The sequence below is a fragment of the Synechococcus sp. N32 genome (genome assembly GCF_900473895.1).
Lineage (GTDB): Bacteria > Cyanobacteriota > Cyanobacteriia > PCC-6307 > Cyanobiaceae > Parasynechococcus.
Genome location: NZ_UCND01000005.1, coordinates 13,910 through 34,586, shown reverse-complemented (window position 1 = coordinate 34,586; position 20,677 = coordinate 13,910). Strand labels below are relative to the sequence as shown.

Annotated in this window: 24 protein-coding genes and 3 pseudogenes; 14 read left to right on the top strand and 13 right to left on the bottom strand. The window is 64.0% G+C overall.

The window, feature by feature from the left end; all coding sequences use genetic code 11:
* The 5 genes and pseudogenes from DXY35_RS13065 to DXY35_RS01390 all read left to right on the top strand — a co-directional run.
* Nucleotides 1-737, top strand: a pseudogene (locus DXY35_RS13065) (porin); the annotation flags it as partial.
* Nucleotides 738-833: 96 nt separating this feature from the next.
* A pseudogene (locus DXY35_RS13060) lies at nt 834-1,280 on the top strand (carbohydrate porin); the annotation flags it as partial.
* Between the two features lie 119 nt (nt 1,281-1,399).
* Nucleotides 1,400-2,368, top strand: a complete 969-nt coding sequence (gene cysK, locus DXY35_RS01400) for a cysteine synthase A (RefSeq protein ID WP_115080535.1) — start codon at nt 1,400-1,402, stop codon at nt 2,366-2,368.
* On the top strand, nt 2,365-3,033 hold the full coding sequence (locus DXY35_RS01395; RefSeq protein WP_115080533.1) for a J domain-containing protein: 669 nt from the start codon (nt 2,365-2,367) through the stop codon (nt 3,031-3,033). Before cysK ends, DXY35_RS01395 begins: the two co-directional genes overlap by 4 nt.
* Nucleotides 3,030-5,096, top strand: a complete 2,067-nt coding sequence (locus DXY35_RS01390) for a glycosyltransferase family 39 protein (protein ID WP_115080531.1) — start codon at nt 3,030-3,032, stop codon at nt 5,094-5,096. The genes DXY35_RS01395 and DXY35_RS01390 overlap by 4 nt, the downstream gene beginning before the upstream one ends.
* Here the strand turns inward: DXY35_RS01390 and DXY35_RS01385 are convergent.
* Nucleotides 5,075-5,329 (bottom strand): NAD(P)H-quinone oxidoreductase subunit O, encoded by a 255-nt coding sequence (locus tag DXY35_RS01385; protein ID WP_006850906.1) that lies wholly within the window; start codon nt 5,327-5,329, stop codon nt 5,075-5,077. The genes DXY35_RS01390 and DXY35_RS01385 overlap by 22 nt on opposite strands.
* 82 nt (nt 5,330-5,411) lie before the next feature.
* On the opposite strand from DXY35_RS01385, the gene DXY35_RS01380 reads away from it, so the two are divergent.
* On the top strand, nt 5,412-6,341 hold the full coding sequence (locus tag DXY35_RS01380; protein ID WP_115080529.1) for a TIGR01777 family oxidoreductase: 930 nt from the start codon (nt 5,412-5,414) through the stop codon (nt 6,339-6,341).
* Here DXY35_RS01380 and DXY35_RS01375 read toward each other — a convergent pair.
* From DXY35_RS01375 to DXY35_RS01360, 5 genes are read right to left on the bottom strand one after another with little or no spacing between them, the layout of a single operon-like run.
* Nucleotides 6,289-6,561, bottom strand: a complete 273-nt coding sequence (locus DXY35_RS01375; protein WP_115080527.1) for a hypothetical protein — start codon at nt 6,559-6,561, stop codon at nt 6,289-6,291. The genes DXY35_RS01380 and DXY35_RS01375 overlap by 53 nt on opposite strands.
* Nucleotides 6,558-7,727: a lipid-A-disaccharide synthase-related protein gene (locus DXY35_RS01370; protein WP_115080540.1), complete on the bottom strand. Its 1,170-nt coding sequence runs from the start codon at nt 7,725-7,727 to the stop codon at nt 6,558-6,560. Before DXY35_RS01370 ends, DXY35_RS01375 begins: the two co-directional genes overlap by 4 nt.
* A 14-nt stretch (nt 7,728-7,741) precedes the next feature.
* Nucleotides 7,742-7,909, bottom strand: a complete 168-nt coding sequence (locus DXY35_RS12535) for a hypothetical protein (protein ID WP_170950475.1) — start codon at nt 7,907-7,909, stop codon at nt 7,742-7,744.
* Between the two features lie 46 nt (nt 7,910-7,955).
* Nucleotides 7,956-8,375 (bottom strand): hypothetical protein, encoded by a 420-nt coding sequence (locus DXY35_RS01365; protein ID WP_115080526.1) that lies wholly within the window; start codon nt 8,373-8,375, stop codon nt 7,956-7,958.
* A 49-nt stretch (nt 8,376-8,424) separates the two neighbouring features.
* Nucleotides 8,425-8,817, bottom strand: coding sequence for an iron-sulfur cluster assembly accessory protein (locus tag DXY35_RS01360; RefSeq protein WP_115080523.1), 393 nt, complete (start codon nt 8,815-8,817; stop codon nt 8,425-8,427).
* Between the two features lie 70 nt (nt 8,818-8,887).
* Between DXY35_RS01360 and zds the strand changes: the two genes are divergently transcribed.
* The 3 genes from zds to DXY35_RS01345 are packed head-to-tail and all read left to right on the top strand — an operon-like array spanning nt 8,888 to nt 11,272.
* Nucleotides 8,888-10,354, top strand: a complete 1,467-nt coding sequence (gene zds / locus DXY35_RS01355) for a 9,9'-di-cis-zeta-carotene desaturase (RefSeq protein ID WP_115080521.1) — start codon at nt 8,888-8,890, stop codon at nt 10,352-10,354.
* A complete protein-coding gene (locus tag DXY35_RS01350) occupies nt 10,354-10,791 on the top strand; it encodes an SRPBCC family protein (protein ID WP_115080520.1) in 438 nt (145 codons plus the stop codon). Before zds ends, DXY35_RS01350 begins: the two co-directional genes overlap by 1 nt.
* Nucleotides 10,766-11,272: a hypothetical protein gene (locus tag DXY35_RS01345; protein ID WP_115080518.1), complete on the top strand. Its 507-nt coding sequence runs from the start codon at nt 10,766-10,768 to the stop codon at nt 11,270-11,272. The genes DXY35_RS01350 and DXY35_RS01345 overlap by 26 nt, the downstream gene beginning before the upstream one ends.
* Here the strand turns inward: DXY35_RS01345 and DXY35_RS01340 are convergent.
* From DXY35_RS01340 to DXY35_RS01320, 5 genes and pseudogenes are all read right to left on the bottom strand, one after another.
* Nucleotides 11,248-12,045 (bottom strand): uroporphyrinogen-III synthase, encoded by a 798-nt coding sequence (locus DXY35_RS01340; RefSeq protein ID WP_115080516.1) that lies wholly within the window; start codon nt 12,043-12,045, stop codon nt 11,248-11,250. The genes DXY35_RS01345 and DXY35_RS01340 overlap by 25 nt on opposite strands.
* On the bottom strand, nt 12,042-13,244 hold the full coding sequence (locus tag DXY35_RS01335) for a glycosyltransferase (RefSeq protein WP_115080515.1): 1,203 nt from the start codon (nt 13,242-13,244) through the stop codon (nt 12,042-12,044). Before DXY35_RS01335 ends, DXY35_RS01340 begins: the two co-directional genes overlap by 4 nt.
* A gap of 65 nt (nt 13,245-13,309) precedes the next feature.
* Nucleotides 13,310-14,912 (bottom strand): annotated as a pseudogene (locus DXY35_RS01330) (glycoside hydrolase family 3 N-terminal domain-containing protein).
* Nucleotides 14,893-15,315: a 30S ribosome-binding factor RbfA gene (gene rbfA / locus DXY35_RS01325; RefSeq protein WP_115080513.1), complete on the bottom strand. Its 423-nt coding sequence runs from the start codon at nt 15,313-15,315 to the stop codon at nt 14,893-14,895. Before rbfA ends, DXY35_RS01330 begins: the two are co-directional and overlap by 20 nt.
* A complete protein-coding gene (locus DXY35_RS01320; RefSeq protein WP_006850467.1) occupies nt 15,315-15,521 on the bottom strand; it encodes a DUF751 family protein in 207 nt (68 codons plus the stop codon). The genes rbfA and DXY35_RS01320 overlap by 1 nt, the downstream gene beginning before the upstream one ends.
* 59 nt (nt 15,522-15,580) lie before the next feature.
* On the opposite strand from DXY35_RS01320, the gene DXY35_RS01315 reads away from it, so the two are divergent.
* Complete coding sequence (locus DXY35_RS01315) at nt 15,581-16,306, top strand: glutathione S-transferase family protein (protein ID WP_115080539.1); 726 nt, start codon at nt 15,581-15,583, stop codon at nt 16,304-16,306.
* Here DXY35_RS01315 and DXY35_RS01310 read toward each other — a convergent pair.
* Entirely contained in the window at nt 16,272-16,949 is a 678-nt protein-coding gene (locus DXY35_RS01310; RefSeq protein WP_115080511.1) for a DUF6816 family protein, read from the bottom strand. The two genes, DXY35_RS01315 and DXY35_RS01310, sit on opposite strands and share 35 nt — an antisense overlap.
* Between DXY35_RS01310 and DXY35_RS01305 the strand changes: the two genes are divergently transcribed.
* Nucleotides 16,948-17,211 (top strand): chlororespiratory reduction protein 7, encoded by a 264-nt coding sequence (locus DXY35_RS01305; protein WP_115009308.1) that lies wholly within the window; start codon nt 16,948-16,950, stop codon nt 17,209-17,211. The genes DXY35_RS01310 and DXY35_RS01305 overlap by 2 nt on opposite strands.
* 3 nt (nt 17,212-17,214) lie before the next feature.
* On the opposite strand, the gene DXY35_RS01300 is transcribed toward DXY35_RS01305, so the two are convergent.
* Nucleotides 17,215-17,790, bottom strand: coding sequence for a shikimate kinase (locus tag DXY35_RS01300; protein ID WP_115080509.1), 576 nt, complete (start codon nt 17,788-17,790; stop codon nt 17,215-17,217).
* A gap of 51 nt (nt 17,791-17,841) precedes the next feature.
* Here DXY35_RS01300 and DXY35_RS01295 point away from each other — a divergent pair, with 51 nt between their 5' ends.
* Genes DXY35_RS01295 through DXY35_RS01285 form a run of 3 tightly spaced genes read left to right on the top strand, consistent with a single transcriptional unit; the run spans nt 17,842 to nt 20,675 of the window.
* Nucleotides 17,842-18,762: a 6-carboxytetrahydropterin synthase gene (locus DXY35_RS01295; protein WP_115080507.1), complete on the top strand. Its 921-nt coding sequence runs from the start codon at nt 17,842-17,844 to the stop codon at nt 18,760-18,762.
* A gap of 11 nt (nt 18,763-18,773) precedes the next feature.
* Nucleotides 18,774-19,466, top strand: a complete 693-nt coding sequence (locus DXY35_RS01290) for a dihydrofolate reductase family protein (protein ID WP_115080505.1) — start codon at nt 18,774-18,776, stop codon at nt 19,464-19,466.
* Between the two features lie 33 nt (nt 19,467-19,499).
* Nucleotides 19,500-20,675, top strand: a complete 1,176-nt coding sequence (locus DXY35_RS01285) for a GNAT family N-acetyltransferase (RefSeq protein ID WP_115080504.1) — start codon at nt 19,500-19,502, stop codon at nt 20,673-20,675.
* Nucleotides 20,676-20,677: the final 2 nt, after the last annotated feature.

The following is a 20,677-nucleotide window of genomic DNA, read 5'->3' as shown; positions in this document are numbered from 1 at the left end:
TCGAGGCCCGCGTGGGCGAACTGGAAGCAACCCAGTTCTCCACCACCACCAAGCTCAAGGCTAAAACCGTCTGGGTGGCTGGTGCAACGCGCGCCAAGGGTGACAACTACAACACCGGCGGCGAAAAGCGTGCCCGTGATGCTTATAACGCTGAGTACGGCGCCTTCTCCTTCAGCTACGACCTGCGTCTGGGCCTGAAGACCTCCTTCAGCGGCAAGGATCTGCTGTACACCCGTCTGCGCGCCGGCAACATGGGCGACAGCAGCGTGTGGGACGGCAACGGCGTCTCCCTGAACAAGCTCGACACCGCTGCCCCCGGCGGCAACACCGTCGAGATTGATCGCATCTACTACCGCTTCCCCCTCGGCGACAGCTTCACCATCCAGGCCGGTCCTCTGACCCGGAATACTGAGATGATGGGCTACAAGGCCAGCGCCTATGCCAAGGGCGGCAGCAAGGTCCTTGATTTCTTCGGTGGTTCCCTGGGTACCCCCGGCGTCTGGAACAAGGAGACCGGCGGTGGTTTCGGCGCCATCTACAGCAACAAGAAGCAAGTGGAGAAGGGCGATCCCTACTTCACCGTTGCTGCGAACTACGTTGCCGACTCCGGTGAGGCCAATGACAGCAACCCCAACACGGGTGGCTTCATGACCGACAACTCCGAAGCCAACATCACCACGCAGATTGCCTACGGCAACAAGCAGTGGGGCTTCGCTGGTGGTTACCGCTACGGCTAGTGTGGTGCCAAGTTCCGCACCGCCACTGAGTTCGCCGCTGGTGACAAGTTCGGCACTCCTTGCACCGTTGAAGTCAATGGTGAAGACGAGCGCACCAATGCTGATAGCCACAGCTGGTCTTTCCACGGCTTCTGGCGTCCTGAGGAGTCCGGCTGGATGCCCTCCATCAGCGCTGGTGTTGGTGCTTCGTACCTGAACGGCAACGACGATTGGGATGACAACACCACCAAGCGGGCCATGGCCAGCTGGATGGTGGGTCTGACCTGGAACGACGTCTTCATGGAAGGCAACGCTCTGGGTTATGCCGTGGGTCAGCCTCAGTTCGTTTTCGATGTCGACAACGACAGCAACGACGACTTCGTGGCTGATGGCGGTTACGCCATGGAGCTCTGGTACAGCTTCCAGGTCACCGACAACATCCAGATCACCCCAGCCATCTACTGGCTGATCCGTCCCTTCGGTGACGACACCCAGAACGTCAACGGCGACTACAAGTCCCTCGGCGTCTTCGGTGGCCTGGTTCAGACCACCTTCAAGTTCTGATCGCTTGGCCCGACTTCGGTTGGGCCTTCAGAACAACCTTCCTCACACACACACACACACACCAAGCCCTCCCATGCGGAGGGCTTTTTTTATGGTCGTTCTGCGGGCAAGCTGCAGCCATGAGCATTGCTCCTGACATCACGGCCTTGATTGGTGGCACGCCCCTCGTGCGGCTGAACCGATTGCCCCAGGCTTGCGGCTGCCAGGCCGAGATCCTGGCCAAGTTGGAGAGCTTCAATCCATCCGCCTCGGTCAAAGACCGCATTGCCAGCGCCATGGTGCTGGAGGCGGAGCAGGCCGGCACGATCGTTCCCGGTCGAACGGTGCTGGTGGAGCCCACCAGCGGTAACACCGGAATTGCCCTGGCCATGGTGGCGGCGGCCCGGGGGTACCGGTTGATTCTCACCATGCCGGACACCATGAGCACGGAGCGTCGCGCGATGTTGCGGGCTTACGGCGCCGAGTTGCAGCTCACCGACGGTGCCCAGGGCATGAATGGGGCCATCGCTTTGGCCAAGGAGTTGGTGGACGAGATTCCCAACGCCTTTCTGCTTCAGCAGTTCGACAACCCTGCCAATCCAGCCGTGCATGAACGCACCACGGCTGAAGAGATCTGGCGCGATACCGAGGGTCAGATCGATGCCTTTGTGGCGGGGGTGGGCACCGGTGGCACCATCACCGGCTGTGCCCGTCTTTTGAAACAACGCCAGCCGCAGCTGCAGGTGATTGCCGTTGAGCCCGAGGCCAGTGCTGTGCTGTCTGGGAAGCCCCCGGGGGCTCATCGCATCCAGGGCATTGGAGCTGGTTTTGTTCCTGCGGTGCTGGAACTCGATCGGATTGATTCGATCCTCACGGTGAGCGATGAGGAGGCCATGCAGGTGGGCCGGCGTCTGGCTCGGGAGGAGGGTCTGCTCTGCGGCATCAGCAGTGGCGCAGCCATGGCCGCTGCCCTTCGGGTGGGCCAGGACCCCGCCATGGCAGGCAAACGCCTGGTGGTGATGCTGGCTAGTTATGGCGAGCGCTACCTCACAACCCCGATGTTCAGTGCTGCTTCGCAGCTTCCCGCCCGGAGGGATGGTCAGCTGTGAGCGACCCCTACGCCGTGCTCGGTGTCAGCAGCACCGCCAGCAATGCTGAGATCAAGGCGGCCTACCGCCAGCTGGTGAAGCAGCACCATCCCGATGCCGGTGGCGATGACCAGCAGATGCTGGCCCTCAATGCCGCCTGGGAAGTTCTCGGGGATGCCGAGCGCCGTAAGGCGTTCGATCGCACGCGGCCCCAGCCGGGCCGAGCGGCATCGCCGACGGACCTGCGCCGGGCCAGCCGTGCCCACGATCGTGCTGTGGCCGCTGACGATGCCCTGGTGGAGTGGTTGCGGCGGGTTTACGCCCCGATCGACCGCATGCTCGGTGAGGTGATTAATCCCTTCCCCAAGCAACTGAAGGCACTGTCAGCAGACCCCTACGACGACGAGCTGATGGAGGCGTTCTGCAGCTATCTCGAGGCGAGCGGACGCCGGATGGACAAGGTCAAGCAACTGTTCCAGTCGTTGCCCACACCGGCCTCGGCCCGTGGCTTCGGGCTGAGCCTGTATCACTGTCTTTCGGAAGTGGAAGACGCTCTGGCCGAGCTGGAGCGTTACACCATGGGATACGTGGATGGATACCTCCACGATGGTCGCGAGATGCTGCGGGAGGCCAAACAACGCCGCAAGCGGCTCCAGGATGAACGGCGTCGCTTGGAGATCGTGTGAAGCAGCGCTGGCGTTTCTGGGCCTCGGTTGCCCTGATCTGGGTGCTCTCCACCCTGGTGGATCGGCTCTGGTGGACGCTCCAGACCGGCGTCCCCGCCTGGGATCAGGCTGATTACCTCAACAGCGCCATGGACCATGGCCGCGCCTTGGGCTTGCTTCCCGGTGGCGGGTGGCAGGGTTGGCAGGCGCTGCTGGATTTGTCTCCGAAGATTCCGCCTCTGGCCTCGCTGGTGAACGGCAGCGTGATGGCCCTGAGTGGTGATGCCCCGGAGCAAGCGGCCTGGAGCCTGAGTCTCTGGCACGGGTTGCTCCTGGTGGTGATGGCGGGTTGGGGGCGGCGGCTGCAAGGGGATGGCCTGGCCTTGATCGCCTGCCTGTTGGCGGCATTGACGCCGGCCTTTCTGGATCTGCGTACGGATTACGTGCTGGAGATGGCCCTGGTGGCCAGTTGCAGCCTGGCGATCTGGCGTCTCGGGGTCTGGTGTGACCCTCAGACTGGAGGGCGCTGGGGGCAGGCCTGGGGTTGCACCCTGGCAGCCATCGCTGCGGTGCTGGTGAAGCAAAGCGCCCTGCTGGTGCTTGTTCCTGCGGGACTCTGGGCTGCCGGAATCGCGTTGCGGCGCGGCGGCCCTTGGTTGCGTCAGGCTCTGCTGCTGCCCGTGCTCACGGCGGTCCTGATCGGCCCCTGGTTGCGTCACAACTGGATCACCAGCCTCGGGGGCACCAACCGGGCCGTGTTCGAGTCGGCGGCCCGGGAAGGGGATCCCGGCGTGTTCAGCCTGGCCAGTTGGCTGTGGTACCCGCGCCTGTTGCCGGAGCAGCTCGGCACGGTGCTTCTGGTGGTGGGCTTGTCCGGGCTGCTGCTTTGGTGCTGGCAGTGCCGGCAGCCCTCCACGGACCACGGCTGGTCCTGGCGCTGGCTCCTGATCAATCTGGTGGCGGCCTGGGTGCTCACCACGCTGAGCCCCAACAAAGGCGATCGCTACATCGCTCCCCTGCTGCCCTCCTTGCTTTTGCTCCTGGCCCGAGGCTGGTGGCAATGGGGCCATTGGTTCGAGGCCAGGCGTTCGAGGCTGGTGTGGCCCCTGTTCGGTGCTGGCCTGCTGGCCTGTGTGCCGGCGGGCTGGGCCCATCAGCTGCATCGCTTTGAAGACCGGCCCCGTGGCCCGGTGGAGGCGCTGGTGGAAGCCGCCGGCGGTGCGGATCCCAACAGGCCTCCTGCAACGTTGATCGTGGTGCCCAGCACCTCCGATCTCAACCAGCACAACGTCAGCTTCTACGGCCGTCGCCACGGGGGGCAGACCGTTGGCCGGCAGCTGGGGGGCAGCCACCAGGACCGTGGGCCTGTGCTGGCACGGACGGAATGGGTGGTGTTGGCGGAAGGGAACCAGGGATCGGTGCGCAAAGCGGCGCGAAAGCTGGATCAAGCCGTGCGCAGCAGCGGTGTGTTCGAGCTGGTGCATCAGTTTGAGCGCCCCAAGGGGGGGAGTTATTCCCTCTGGCGCCGCAGCGCGACGCGCCCGATTGCAGGCCCCTCTTTTGCGGAGCGCTTCCCCGAACTTGCCGCTGGCCTGGCGGCAGGGCCGGTGGGGCTGGATCCGGTGTTCGCTGCGGTGGGGCAGGAGCACATGCTCGATGGCCATTTCAGCTACCGGGAGCCGGTGCGTTCTGAGGCCTTGGCGGCGTTGGCGCAGGATCCCGAGGCCGAGAAACCGCGTTGGACCCTGGCGCTGCTGGCGGTGCTGGACAACCGCCCGGCGCAGGCAGCGGAGCAGTTTGAGGCGCTGCAACGGCTGTTGCCCGATAACCCCTGGCCAGCGGCCTACCGCAGTGTGGTCAACCTGGCGGGGTGGAACCCCTGGCAGGCCGCCGCCGCTGCGGATGGGGCCAGCGTTTCGAATCCTGTGCTGGCGGCGCTGGGGGATCTCAGCGGTGTGCTCTCTGGTGCTGTTTGGCGCATCCCCGCCGCCATTACGTCAGTTCCAGCGGCCGTCACAGCCGTGGAGGAGGCCCTGGAGCCTGCCTCCAACCAAGAGCAGGATCAGGAGCAGGCTTCCAGCTGATCCATCCGCAGCCACACATCGGGCACCGGACGGTTCCAGCGCACCTGGCCGTAGTCCCCTTTCACCACCAGCAGCTCGCCGGGACCTTCAAAGATGTAGTCGGGTGCTGTGGGATCGCTGGCTCCAGCCTCAAGGCTGGAGCTGTAGGCGGCTCTGTTCACTTTGACCAAGGCACCTTTGCGCAGCGCAGCAGGCTTGGCCTTGGCGGGGGCAGCGGCGTCGGATTCGGCCATGACAGGGGAAGGTGATGGCACCAGGCTAAAACCAATCGCCCACGAACCCCCTTAGCCTCCCAGCCGCACCACCCTCGCTTTCATGCGTCTGCTGCTGTTTGGCTGCACAGGTTTTGTTGGCCGTGAGCTCCTGCCGCTCCTGCTTCAGGCCGGGCACCAGCTCACAGTGGTGAGCCGCCGGTTGGCCCGCGGCTACGACGCTGAACGGGCGGATGGGCGACTGATCTGGATGCAGTTCGACCCTGCCAGCAGCAGCACCTGGACCGATGCCGGCCTGTTGGACGCCCTGAATCAGGCCGATGCAGTGGTCAACCTGGCGGGGGAACCGATTGCCGAGAAGCGTTGGACCCCGACCCACCGGCAGCTGCTCGAAACCAGCCGTCTGGAAACGACCTCTCAGTTGGTGAAGGCGATCGAGGCCTGTGCAACGCCACCGAAGGTGCTGGTGAATGCCTCAGCCATCGGCTTCTACGGCTCCAGCCTGGACAAGCGTTTTCTTGAATCGAGCACCCCTGGCGACGACTTCCTTGCGAGCTTGTGTGAGCGCTGGGAAGCGGCGGCTGAGGCGGTGCCTTCCGCTGTACGGCAGGTCACCCTGCGGATCGGCATTGTGCTGGCGGCCGACGGCGGTGCACTCGGAAAAATGCTTCCTGTGTTCCGCACAGGGTTTGGCGGTCCGATCGGCAGTGGCCGGCAATGGATGAGCTGGATCCACCGCACTGACCTCTGCGCCCTGATCCTTCAATCCCTCACGGACGAGAGCTGGAGTGGCGTGATCAATGCCGTGGCTCCTGAGCCCGTCTCGATGACGGCCTTCTGCAAGCAGCTGGGGCGCAGCCTGGGCCGTCCGAGTTTGTTGCCAGTGCCCGCTCCAGTGCTTCAGGTGCTTCTGGGGGACGGCGCCAAGGTGGTGTTGGAGGGCCAGCAGGTTGCCTCGGAGCGGCTTGACGCTCTGAACTTCAGCTTCCGCTATCCCGATCTGGCTTCAGCACTCGCCGCTGCCACCAGCTGAAGATGCCACTCACCAGCGCGGCCATGATCAACAGGCTGATGGCTGGGGCGAACAGGGGTTGCCACAGCAGCTGAACCTGGTCCATCAGCCAGTCATGGCCTTGGCCCTGTTGCACCACGGCAACGGCAAAGACCCCTGCGCCGATAAACACCAGCAGCACATTCACCATCAGCAGGCGGTCGAGCCAGCGTTTCCAGGCCGGTTCTGGCGGGGCACTCATGCAAGCAGTGCGCAAATGGCTGCCGCCATTCTCGGGCCTCCACCAGCTTTCCCGAGGCGTGATTTGGCCTCCTCTTGGCATTGCTGTTGCAAGTCAGGATCCTGTCGCGCACGATCCAGCAGAGCCATGGCCAGCTCTGCTGTTCCCTCCAAGGCCTCACGGCTGCCACTCTCTCCGTCGGCACAGAACACAGTGGGGCCCAGCAGGCGCCGTTGGGCCTCGGCGAATGCTGCTGTGAATTGAGGCCCCTGGCCCGGCAGCTGCAGCACCGGTTTGGCCAGGCCAACGGCTTGCTCGATGGCGGTACCTGCCATGCCGATCACCAGATCGCTGTGCTGCAGCACGGCACGGAAGGCCCCGCGGCGAACGTTGATCCCCCAGGCCCCCTCGCGCTCCAGCACGCCGTTTTTCAAGTGCCAACCGCATCGTTCGCTCAGCCGCCGCAAGCTGTCGTCATCGAGGCTGGGCACCAGGGCCAGATCGACGTTGCAGCGAACTGTGTTGGGCAGCAGCTCGATCAGCCGCAGCAACAGCTGAAGGTTCTGTTCCAGTTCCGGTCGGCGGCTGCCGGGCAGCAGACCGATGCGTGGCGTGCTGCTAGGCGGCGGGGTGGCCGCTGTGAGCACCGAATCCATGAACGGATTGCCTAGGAAGGTCACCGGCCGCTGCAGTTGTCTGCTGAGGTCTTCGGCGGTGCGTTGATCGCGGCTGTACACCGCTTTGAAGCGGCGGCTTTTCAACAGAGCAGCGCAGGGCCAGGGCAGGCGCAGCGTCCCTTCGTAGTGGCTGGAGTAGGCCACCAGGTAGGTCGCCACAGGCCGTTGGCTCAGCCATGCCGCGATCACGGGAATCACGTCCCCCACCACCAGGATCAGATCAAAGCGATGCCGGTGGCGCAGCAGACGCACCAGGCGTCGGAGCAAATACAGCACTTGCCCTTGGGCGATCTCGGTGAGGCGGCCGCGAAGGCTGGTGTAGCCGATGCCGCCAGTGCTGAATTCATGGCTGCGTCCCAGCAGCGGCACGCCGGCTTTTTGGTAGGCGCTGCCAAGGCCCACCAGCGGAAGAGCCTGCACGTTGTGGCCCTGCTGCTGAAGCTCCTGGGCTAGCAGGGCGCCGGAGATGTCTTCACCGTGGCCATTGCTCAGCAGCAGGATGCGTGCCATCGCCGGGCTGCCCATCACCACATCCAGGTGCTCGGATCCGGTATGCCGTTGGCGTGCCTGGCCAATTGCAACCGCCGCGCTTCGCTGGCCAGGCGTTCCTGCCGCAATTGAGCCGAACGATCCGCTGGAGGCCGCACGCGAACCTGGGACGGCAGACGGGTGATGGTCCAGGTGGCTGTCATGCAGGGTTTGTCATGCAGTGGCTGTCAGGCAGAGCGTCCGTTGTGATCAGAGCTCAAGCCAGGCTTTCACTTTCTCGAGGGCCTTCCAGCCGGGTTTGCGTTCAAGCCCGTCGGCGATCGAGGCCTTGAGTTCGCCGGACACCTCTGGGGCCAGGGTCATCACCTGCTGGACCACCTGGATGTGGTCACGCACGCCCTTGGATTGGGTTTCCAGCAACGCCAGGCTCAGGTTGATCCTGGCCTGGGGGTCCTGGCCGTTGAGTCTCACAGCGAAACGTGCCGACCGCAGCGCCTCCTCTGGTTGGTCGCAAAGCAGCTGCAGCCAGGCCAGGCAGGTCCAGCCCGCCGATTGGCGAGGAGCGGCTTCAACGATGCGGGCGAAATCAGGGAGAACCTCTTCGGCCGCGGCGCCGGCCTGATATCGGGCCATGGCCTGCTCAAACAGGCTGTCCTGGGAAGTCTCCATCAATAGGGAGAGGGCAGTGATCTCCCCTCAGATTCCCACGTGGCTTCGCTCACACGGCGAAGGAACTGCCGCAGCCACAGGTCTGGCTGGCGTTGGGGTTGGTGAAGTTGAAGCCACCACCGATCAGAGCCGTGCTGAAGTCCAGCTGCATTCCGTAGATATAGAGCAGGCTTTTGGGATCACAGATCACCCGGAAGCTCTGACCGTCAGCCGCCATGTATTCGTAGGTCTCGTCGTCGTCGAGGGTGTCTGAGGCGGGCACGAAATCCATCGTGTAGCTCATGCCGCTGCAACCCCCGGACCTCACCCCGACGCGCAGCACCTGGTTCTGACCCTGTTCGCCACACAGCTTGGCCAGTTGCTGCATCGCCGGTTCGGTGATCAGGATGCCCTTGCCGTCTTTGGCGGTATGGGCCGGCGCGGTATCAGGGGTGGAAGTCATGGTCAACGCAGGCTCGCGCTCTCACTCTATGAACGCTCATACATAGAGTCGCCATAGTTGACCAGATCATGTGCGGGTCGCGATCGTTGGTTCCGGCCTCGCCGGCCTCTCCGCTGCAGTGGACCTCGTGGATGCGGGCCATGAGGTGAATCTCTACGAAGCCCGTCCCTTCATGGGCGGCAAGGTGGGTAGCTGGGTAGATGAGGGCGGTAACCACATCGAGATGGGGTTGCACGTCTTCTTCTTCAATTACGCCAACCTTTTCGCTCTGATGCGCAAGGTGGGAGCGTTCGAGAACCTTCTGCCGAAGCAGCACACACACCTGTTCGTAAACAAGGGGGGCGATCTGCGGGAGCTGGATTTCCGCTTCCCTATCGGCGCACCCTTCAATGGCCTCAAGGCCTTCTTCACCACACCGCAGCTCAGCTGGATCGACAAGCTGCGCAATGCCCTGGCCCTGGGCACGAGCCCGATCGTGCGGGGTCTGGTGGATTACGAGGGGGCGATGCGCACCATCCGAGCCCTCGACTCGGTCAGTTTCCAGGACTGGTTTGTGGGCCATGGCGGCAGCCCCGAAAGCATCCGGCGGATGTGGAATCCCATTGCCTATGCCCTGGGCTTCATCGACTGCGAGGCCATCTCCGCCCGCTGCATGCTCACCATCTTCATGATGTTTGCGGCCAAGACGGAAGCCTCCAAGCTCAATCTGCTGAAGGGATCACCCCATCGCTGGCTCACGGGTCCGATCCTCGACTACATCCAGCAGCGTGGAGGCAAGTTGCATCTGCGTCATCGGGTGAAGCAGGTGGACTACAGCGAGGGTGACTCCCCTGAGATCACTGGCCTGCAGCTGGGAACGCCCGAAGGAGACATTCGTGTTGAGGCTGACGCTTACCTGGCCGCCTGTGATGTGCCCGGGATTCAGAAACTGCTGCCCGAGGCCTGGAACCGTTACCCCCAGTTCAAGGCGATTCATCAGCTGGAGGCTGTACCCGTGGCCACGGTTCAGCTCCGCTACGACGGCTGGGTGACCGAGCTGGGAGATGCCCAGGAAGCCCAGCGCATGGATGTGGCGACACCCACGGGGCTCAACAACCTGCTGTACACGGCTGATGCCGATTTCAGCTGTTTTGCCGATCTGGCCCTGGCCAGCCCCGAGGATTACCGCAAGGAGGGAGAGGGCTCCCTGCTCCAATGCGTGCTCACCCCTGGTGATCCCTGGATTCCCAAGTCGGTGGATGAGATCGTGGCCCACACCGACCGTCAGGTGCGCGAGCTGTTCCCCTCGGCCCGCAATCTCAAGCTCACCTGGAGCAACGTTGTGAAACTGGCGCAGTCGTTGTACCGCGAAGCCCCTGGCATGGAGCCCTACCGCCCGGAGCAGCGCACACCGATCCGTAATTTCTTCCTGGCCGGCAGCTACACCCGCCAGGACTACATCGATTCGATGGAGGGGGCCACGATGAGCGGTCATCTGGCGGCGGCGGCCATCCTCGATCAGCCGGTGAAGCTGGCCACCAATGCGGCGGTGGCCTGATGGGACGCTGGCTCGAACACACGGTCACCTCCGAGGTGCAGGCCCCGGCCGCCAAGGTCTGGGAGGTCTGGAGTGATCTCGAAGCGATGCCCCGTTGGATGCGCTGGATTGAGTCGGTCAAACCCCTCGACGACCCTGATCTCACCGATTGGACTTTGGCGGCACAGGGCTTTCGCTTCAACTGGAAGGCCCGGATCACCCAGCGGGTTGAAGCCCAGCAACTGCACTGGGAATCAGTGGGTGGTCTGCCCACCAAGGGTGCTGTTCGCTTTTATCCCGAAGCCGACGACCGCACTGTGGTCAAGTTGAGCGTGACCTATGAATTGCCGAGGGTCTTGGCACCGCTTATGGAACCCAGCATCCTGGGGGGCATCGTGACCAAGGAGCTTCAGGCGAATCTTGACCGTTTCCGTGACCTGGTGGAAGCAGGCGGCTAAGCACTGGCTTGCCCCAGTTGCCGTGTTGGTGGTCGTGGGGGGCTGTGGTGGTGAAACGCCAACGGCTACGGCACTGCCTCCCGTTCCAGTGAAACCTGCGCCGCTTCCGGAAACGTCACCGCCGCCGGCCCCACCGATTGGCCTGACTCCTCTGCCTTCGGCTGAGGAGGTGCATCTGGCTGCCCCCGGCGGCCGGGCGGATCCCTTTGCTCCTCTTGTTAATGTGGAGGCTGAGGATGCTCAGGACCCCACGACTGGTGTTGCCCTGACTGGCGTTTTGTTGGTGGGAGATCAGAAACGAGCCATCGTGACCACCTCCAACGGCACTGGTGTGATCTGTGTAGGCGCTGATGGCCGCTGCGGCGCGGATGCTCCGCTGTTGCTGCCGACTGGATGGTCGGTGCTCAGTATTGATGTGGCGCGCGGTTGCATTCGCTTCGCGCTGAACGATGAGCCTCAGGATCCCTTCTGCATCGCCTGAGCGCAGGCTTCGGCTAACCCTTCGAGATCGTGGGGGTCGGCCTCAGCATCCACCCGGCCGAAGCATTGGCGGCAGCTGCGACTGGTCTGGGGGCCGATTGAAACCAGCTTCACCCCCTCCAACCGTTCAGCCCAGCCTGGACCGAAGCGCTGTTCCAGCAGCTGCGCGGTGTGCTCCGCTGTTTTGCCGCTGCTGAAGGCGATGGCATCAACGTCACCTCCCTCCAGGGCGGTCGCTGTTGGCTCCGGCATCGTGGTGGGGCAGCCGGACTCATAGGCCGCCACTTCCACCACCCGCACTCCGGCTTCACCGAAGGCGTCCGCCAGCAGGGTGCGACCACCGCTCTGCACCCGTGGAAGGAGCATCTTGAGACCCCAGCCCGAAACAGGGAAGTGATCGATCAGGCTGTCGGCCACGAAGCTCGGTGGCACGAAATCAGCGGTCGCCCCCAGGTCGTCCAGCACCTGCGCTGTTTTGCGGCCCACCGCTGCAATCTTGAGACTGGCGGGGCGTCGTGCCAGGCAACGGCCAAGGCGTTGCAGCCTCTGTTCCACGGCCTGCACGCCATTGGCACTGGAGAACACCAGCCAGTGAAAGCTTTCCAAGTCCTCGAGGGCGTCATCCAGAGGACCCCAGTGGTCGGGTGGTCCGATCACCAGGGCAGGAAGATCCAGCACCGTCGCCCCTCGCTGCTCCAGCAGCTGGCGCGCGGCTCCCAGTTGGTCGGCGGCGCGGGTGACGACCACCGTTCGGCTTTGCAAGGGATGGCTCAAGCGACAGCCTCCCCGTCCAGTTTCACCACCCCCTCCACTCTTTCGCGCAGCTGCTGAGCCGCGTCAGCGTTTCCCTGGGCCTGAAGCAGGTTGATGGCGCGGATGAAGCTGCTGCGAGCGGCGTCGATGTTGCCGCCCAACAACTGGGCCACGGCATTGTTCTGATGGCACTCAGCGTTGTTGGGATCCAGGCTGAGGGCGCGGCCGTACGCCTCCAGGGCCGCGGCGAGGTCGCCGCGGCGCCGTTGCATCAGGCCCAGGTTGTACCAGGCGAGGGCCACTTCCGGTGCCCGCTGGGCGGCGGTTTGGGTGAGGCTGATCGCTTCCTCCAGGTTGCCCTGGTCCATCAGTCGAGCCGCCAGGTTGAGGCGGGCTCCAAGACTCACCCGAGTGTCCAGGGGAATCTCCAGGGCTTGTCGGTAGCAGTTCACCGCCTTGTCGGGATTACTGGGGGTCAGGGCCAATCCCAGGTGCAGCAGCAGTTCATACCGTTCGGCACCGGCTGAACCGCACTGCTTCAGGCCGTTTTCCAGCAAGGGAATGGCGTCTTCGTTCTTGCCCTCACTGATCAACAGCCCTCCGAGCTTGGCGCTGGCGTAGGGATCACCTGGACGCTCCTGCAGATCAGCCTCCATGGCCTGCCGCAGCCGATCGGCCTTGTCGCTGCCCGCCAGCAGTTCCGGTCGATAGCCGTCATGGAGGATTGCCGGCTTACTGCAATCGGCGATGCGCCATTGGGGTTCGGCGTCCAGCAGGGTGCGAACGCTGTCGTCGATCATCGAGTGGTACGGCCGGCTCCACCGGATCGAGGGGTGGCGGCGGAACAGACGACTGACGCTGGAATAGGGCGCCATGGCAGCCCCCACCTCGTAACGCAGCAGGTTGATCACCAGCACATCGGGCTGGGCCATCAGGGCTTTGAGTGCGGGGATGGCTTCAGGACGAAGCTGCTCGTCCGCATCCAGCACCAGCACCCAGTCGCCGTTGAGAAACTCCAGGGCCTGGTTGCGGGCTGGGGCGAAGTCCCCTGGCCAGGGAATCTGCTCAACCCGGGCTCCGGCCGCTTCGGCGATGGCCACCGTCGCATCGGTGGAGCCGGTGTCCACCACCACCATCTCGTCGGCGAAGCCCTGCACCGAGCGCAGGCACTCCCCGAGACGCGCCTCTTCATCGCGCACGATCATCGAGAGGCTGAGCATGGTCGGCCGGCTGGAAGTTGGCGCGAGATTAGATGCGGTTGGCCAGTGCGGTTGGTTGGTGGTGGTCAGTCGGTGAACGCACCGCTGTTGCCGGTCGGCGTCGCACTGGGGAACAGCGCGGTGAGCACCTGGCGTTGGGCTTCCTGCATCTGGCCTGCGGAATAGGCGGCAGGGCAGCTGCTGGGCAGAAGGGGCTTCAGGCTGTCCCAGAGGTAAGGGCTGCCGTAGACCACGACTCCGGCCAGCCGGTTGAGGGCGATCAGTTGCTGGATCGCTGCGGCCCAGGGTTCTTGGGCATCCCGTCCGGCGCGGAAGGGGTTGCCCCGCAGGAACAGCTGCAGCAGCACCGCTCCATCGCCGAGGCGGTCCATCGCCAGGGGCGCATCCGCTTGGCCGCTCCAGGGCGATAGCCCTTCGCCATGAAGCACGATTGAGCGAAATCCTTGTGCTTCAGGAGTGCGCAGCGCCGGGGACCAGCCGCTGAGGGCGGCTGCGCTGGGCACCATGGCATCCACGCGCACCAGGTTGATTCCTTCTTGTGGAAGAACCTTTGCCTCGCCGACCGTGATGCTGTGGCGCACCAGCTCAGCCTCAAGGGCTTGCTCGTCTGCGCTGACGATCTGACCCGAAGCTGTGCTGGTGGGGATTGATGCCAGGGCGTGGGCCCGGCGCTGCAGGCTCTCGTCCAACCGCTCGAGGCACAGCCTTCCACTGCTGAAACCGTCGCAGAGACCATCGATGGCGGCATCCGCATCCGCCGGCATCAGGATCAGGTCGGCCCCGGCTTCAAAGGCCAGCACAGCTGCTTCGGCGGCGCCGTGCCGTGCGCTGATCGCTTCCATCACAAGGGCATCGGTTACCACCAGCCCGTTGAACCTCATCTGGCGCCGCAGCAAATCGGTGATCACGGCTTTGGAGAGGGTGGCGGGCTGCTGCGGATCCAAGTCCGGCAGCACCAGATGGGCCGTCATCACGCTCTCCACACCGGCAGTAATGGCGGCCTGAAAGGGCGGCAGTTCGATCTGCTCCAGCCGTTCGCGGCTGTGGGGCAGCACCGGCAGGTCCAGATGGGAGTCGCTGGTGGTGTCGCCATGGCCGGGAAAGTGCTTGGCGCATCCGAGCACCCCCGCTTGCTTGAGCCCCCGCTGGAACGCCACCGCCAGGGCACTGGCAGTCTTGGAATCCTCGCCCCAGGCCCGCACATTGATCACAGGGTTGGCGGGGTTGTTGTTGACGTCGCACACCGGCCCCAAGACCCAGTTCAGGCCACAGCGGCGGGCCTGTTCGCCGGTGCAGCGGCCATAGCGCTCACTCAAATCCAAGGCCAGCTCGGGCTCCCGCTGGTGGAGTCGCCCGAGGGCCAGGGGCGGCACCAGCCAGCTGGCCCCTTCGAAGCGCTGGCCAACGCCTTCTTCAACGTCCGCGCAGACCAGCAACCGCTGCTCACTCCAGCCCTGCAGTTGCTGGGTGCGTTGTTGCAGCTCAACAGCGCTGCCCCCCCAGCAGGATCACGCCACCAACACCGTCCCGCAGCAGGCGCTGCAGTTCGCTGTTTGGAAGTTCCCACTGTGGGTAGCGACGCTGCTGGTCGCTCAGATGACCACTGGCCCGCACCACAAGCAGTTCTGCTACGCGGCGCCGCAGGCTGTTAGCGGGCCGGCTGTTCATCACTGCCTGGCTGTTGATCACTCCCGGGTGGAATCTCGCCCCGCTGCTGCCGTTCGTCTTCGAGGCGATTCAGCAGTCCCAGCACTGAGGTGCCGCGTTCCAGACCCCGATCCAGCTGGAACACCACTTCGGGGGCGCGTCGCATCTGCAGCCGTCGCCCCAGTTCTCCCCGCAGGAAGCCGCTGGCGGCTTGAAGCCCCTCGAGCACCTGGTCGCGCTCCTGGGCTTCCCCAAACACGCTCACGAAGATCTTGCAGTGCTGCAGATCGCCGGACACCTCCACTTCGGTGATGCTCACCATGCCTTGGTGCACCCGTTCATCACGGATGCCGTTGATCATCAGTTCGCTGACTTCTTTGCGGATCAGGGCGGCCACCCGCTCCACTCGACGCCCCTGTGCCATCACGCCATCGGTGCTGAATTCACCATGGCACGCAGCACCAAGGTGAGGCTGATTCCACCGCTGATCAAGGCGCCGATCAAGGCCACAGCCGTGACGGGATTGCTCCGGCGTGCGGCCAGGGGTTCGGCGACTGAGTTCATCACCCCGAGGGTGAAGGCGATCAAGTAACGGGGGTAACGGGAGACGTTGAGGAAAAACTCCCGCATGGTTCTGGCGTGATTGCAAATCTGCTGGCTACTCTGCCGGGCCCATGGCTGTTTTGGACATGTTGGAGCTGCATCAATTCCGCCATTCCGCGTTTTGTCTCAAGGTCCGGATGGTGTTGCAGGCCAAGGGGCTGAGTTTCCGCACCGTGGAGGTGACCCCCGGTGTCGGCCAGGTGGCCGTGTTCCGGCTGTCTGGCCAACGGCAGGTGCCCGTGCTGGTGGATGGGGATCAGGTCATTGCCGACTCCAGCGCCATTGCGCTGCATCTGGATCAGCGGGAGCCCGATCCTGCCCTGATTCCCACCGATTCGCGCCAGGCTGCCCAGGTGCATCTGCTGGAGGACTGGGCCGATACCACCCTGGCCATGGCGGGTCGCGCCTCTCTGGTGCAGGCCGCGGCGCTGGACCCCGAGCTTCGGGTTGCTCTGCTGCCCGACGATCTGCCCGACCCCGTGCGTTCGGTGATGGGAGTGATCCCCGGCGGTTGGGTCAGCAACATCACTGAACTGGTCAACCAGAAGGAGCGCACCGAGCTGCTGGCCAGCCTGGAGCAGTTGGCCACATCCGTGCAGACCACCCCTTGGTTGGTGGGCGACAGCATGACCCTGGCCGACATCGCCGTTGCAGCTCAGTTGTCGCTGCTGCGCTTCCCCTCCTCTGCGGGTTCGGCCCTGGCCGGCAAGGGCGTGCCTGGGCTGAGCGATCACCCCAAACTGCAGCCCCTGTTCCAGTGGCGCGACCAGATCGAACTCAAATTGACGGAGCGGACCCTCGAAGAGGTGTGAAGCGCAATCGGTAGTGGTGCTGGGCGATGGCCTGATCCCGCAGGCTCTCGCCCGGGGAGGCGTAGCGCCCTTGCCATTGCTCGGCGCAGATGTCCTTACCGCAGCGGTTGTAGCGGCTCAGGGTTTCGATCCGGCTCAGCCGCGGCGGTCCGGGCGCATGCAGGATCTGCAGCACCAATTCATCGGCCAGGAAGATTTCGGTGCTCGGGCTCTCCTGGCGGCGGCCCGTCACCGTGGTCTCGAGATAGAGATCTCCCTTGAGTCGGGCAATCTGGCGGTTGGCTGAGTCAGGGTCTTCTTCCACCTTCAGCAGTTGCTCGCCAAGCAGGGCACGGCCGATGGCCGTGGCGTTGAAGCTGCGATCGCCGACAAGTCGACCGCGCCGGTCGGCTTGAAATCGTGCTTGATGCAGCAGCGGTGGCTCGTCGGGGGCGTCGAGATCAACGCTCTCCACTTGCCAGAGTCCGGCAAACCAGTCGGGATAAATCAGGTCGTCCCGATTTGAGGGCCGCGGCAACGGTGCCGGCAGGCTCCAGTCGGGCCAGTTGTTCAAACGCTGCTCAAGACCTGTCTGGGCCCAGGCGGGGCCGCCACTGAGCAGGATGGTGAGGCTGATCAGCAGCATCCACAACCGCCGTTCCATGTCTGATCCCCTGATCCGTGCCCTTGATGACTATGTGGTGCTGGAGCCCGGCAAGCCGGAGCAGCTGCTCAGCGCTGCCGACACGTTGACATGGCTGAGCGGTTGGTTGCGCAGCCTCGATCAGTTGCCGGCCGATCTGGCAGATCAACCGGATGTTGATGCAGCGGCGCAGCGGTTGATCGATACGGCCTGTGATCTGGAGATCAGCCCCGGGGTGACCTTGCAGTGGTTTGCGGTGCGGTTGGAGCCGCCCACCGCTTGAGATTCAGTCGGTTCGGCGTTGGGTCGGATCCTTCAGCAGGCTTGGCACCAGTTGCAGGATTCCGTCGGCCACGGCCTCTGGGGTTTCGTCGTTGATCACCACCGTCAGATCGGCCTCGGCATAGAGGGGACGACGCTCGTTCAACAGCGCGTTCAGAGCAGCCTCTGGATCGGCGGTTTGCAGCAACGGGCGCACAGTGCTGTCAGCGTTCAGCCGCTGCAGCAACTGATCGGGCACCACATCGAGCCAGATCACGATGCCGCTGTGGAGCATTCCCCAGTTCTCCGGCTGGGTCACTACACCGCCACCTGTGGCCACCACCAGCGAGTGACGCTGACTGATCGCACTGAGTACCTGGCTTTCCAGGCTGCGGAAGCCCGCTTCACCATCCCGATCGAAGATGTCCGGGATGCTGCAGCCCGCCGCCTGTTCGATCACGGCATCGGCATCCACAAAGCCGTAGCCCAGGCGTTCGGCCAGGGGGCGGCCCGTGCTCGTCTTGCCGCTGCCCATCATTCCCACCAGATAGAGGCTGCGCCCGGCAAGACGCTGCTTGAGGGTGGGGGTGGAATCCGCCATGACTCGGAAACGGCAATAGCTCATTAGGATGCCTCGCGGCCGGAACGTCACATGACTGAAACGAAGTCACCAGCACGGCACGGCCAAGGTCGTGGTTGTGTCATCACCCGGAGGGCCTGTTTCAGTGCCAGCCATCGCTATTGGCTGCCAGAACTGTCTGCCGATGACAATGCCGCCCGTTTCGGGCCCTGCGCTTTGGCTCCTGGCCACGGCCACAACTACGAGCTGATTGTCTCCATGGCTGGCGGTCTGGACGCCGACGGCATGGTGCTCAACCTCTCGGAGGTGAAGCACGCCATTCGCAACGAGGTGACGGGCCAACTCAATTTCCGCTTCCTCAATGAGGCCTGGCCGGAATTTGACGTTGCCACCGCTGAAGGTTGCCTCCCCACCACCGAGGCCCTGGTGCGGGTGATCTGGCAGCGCCTCAGCCCTCATCTGCCGATAACGGCGCTGCGCCTCTACGAACAACCGGGCCTTTGGGCCGACTATCTCGGACATCCCATGGACGCCTTCCTCACCATCCGCACCCACTTCGCCGCCGCTCACCGACTGGCCCGTCCGGAACTCAGTCAGGAAGAGAACGAAGCGATCTACGGCAAGTGCGCACGTCCCCATGGCCATGGCCACAACTACTTGGTGGACGTGACCGTGCGCGGTCAGATCGATCCCCGCACCGGCATGGTCTGTGACCTGTCTGCCTTGCAGCGCCTCGTGGATGATTTGGTGGTCGAGCCCTTCGACCACACTTTCCTCAACAAGGACGTGCCCTTTTTCGAGGAGTGCGTGCCCACGGCTGAGAACATCGCCCTGCACATCGCTGATCGTCTCTCCAGCCCGATCAAGGCCATCGGCGCCAGCTTGCACAAGGTGCGCCTGCAGGAGAGCCCGAACAATGCGGCCGAGGTTTACGCCGAAGCGCCTCAGTTGGAGATGTCTCCGGCCGCTCTTGATGCCGTGGCTGCCGTCTGATCGACGGCTTGATGCCCCGACGCCCCACATCTTTGCGCCCCACTCCTACGCGCCCCTTAGTTCGGCTGGTGCTGGCCATCAGCCTCGATGGACGCTTGGCCCCGCCAGAAGGGGGTGCTGCCCAGCTGGGGGGTGAGGGTGATCGTCGAGCCCTGGAGCAGGCCCTTGCCTGGGGAGATGCCTGCTTGATCGGTGCTGGAACCCTGCGGGCCCATCAATGCACCTGCTTGATCCGCAGCCCTCAGCTGCTGGAGCAACGCCGAAGCGAGGGGCGAGCCGAGCAGCCGGCCGCTGTGGTGGTCAGCCGATCCCCCGATTTCTCGAGCACCTGGCGGTTTTTTAATCAGCCGCTGCAACGTTGGCTGCTGGCTCCTGAACCTGTGGATCAAGGTTTTGACCGTTGGTTCCCTTTGGCTCCAACCTGGCCGGAGCGGCTCCAGGCGCTTGGAGCGGCTGGGATTCAGCGTCTGGTGCTTCTGGGTGGCGCCCAGCTCAGCGCCGATCTGTTGCAAGCCGATTGCGTCGATGCCCTCCAGCTCACCTTGGTGCCCCAGCTCCTGGGCGGCCGCTTCAGTTGGTTGCCTTGCACCAATGCGCCGTTGCCAGCTGCCTTGGCGCAACCGGGTGCTTGGCAGTCAGAAGGCGCTGAGGACCTCGGAGACGGTGAGTGGCTGGTTCGCTACCGACGGATCCGATCTGGTTAAGGTCGTCGCATCTAGGCCAAAGGCACCGTCGCAATGACGTCACTCACGGCCCGCTGGCATCGCTCCATCAACGAGATCCCGGAGCAGCAGTGGAACAGCCTGGTGGGAGCCGACGCGATCCCCTTTTACCGCTGGAGCTGGCTGGAGGCTTTGGAAAGCTCAGGCAGCATCATTCCCGAGCAGGGCTGGCAGCCTCTGCATCTGGCCCTCTGGCGCGATGACACTCCGATTGCGGTGGCTCCGCTGTTCCTCAAGGGCCACAGCTATGGCGAGTTCGTGTTCGACCAGACCTTTGCCCGCCTGGCGGCGGATCTGGGGCTGCGCTACTACCCCAAGCTTTTGGGCATGAGTCCTGTCAGTCCCGTGCTGGGCTACCGCTTCCATGTGCGCCCTGGAGAAGATGAGGCTCTGCTCACCCGGGAGTTGCTGCGGGCGATCGATCGCTTCTGCGAACAGAACGGCATCCTCAGCTGCAATTTCCTCTATGTGGATCCGCAGTGGCGGCCCCTGGCTGAGGCCGCCGGTTGTGCCGCCTGGCTGAACCAGCAGAGCCTGTGGAGCCGCGGCGACGACCAATCGTTTGAGGATTACCTCAAGGGTTTCAATGCCAACCAGCGCCGCAACATCAAGCGGGAACGCAAGGCTGTGGCCAAGGCCGGGATCACCGTGACCCCCCTCAGCGGCGATCAGCTGGATCTGCCGCTGTTGCGATCCATGCATCGTTTCTACGAGCAGCACTGTGCTCGCTGGGGACCGTGGGGCAGCAAGTATCTGGAAGAGGGCTTCTTTGAAGCCTTGGCACAGCTGCACCGCGATCAGCTGGTGCTTTTTTCTGCCCATCGAGGTGACCCGCGAGATCCGGTGGCAATGTCGATGTGCGTGCAGGACGGCCGTCAGCTCTGGGGCCGCTATTGGGGCAGCCACGAGGAGGTTGATTGTCTTCACTTCGAAGTCTGTTACTACGCTCCGATCGAATGGGCCCTGGCCAACGGCATCGTCAGTTTTGACCCTGGAGCTGGTGGCAGCCACAAACGCCGCCGAGGTTTTGTGGCCCGTCCCCACGCCAGCCTGCACCGCTGGTACCAGCCCCAGATGGATCAGCTGATCCGCACCTGGTTGCCCAAGGTGAATGGCTTGATGCTGGAGGAGATCGAGGCCATCAATGCGGAGCTGCCCTTCAAAGCGGAACCTCCGGCCTTGGCTTTGTAGGT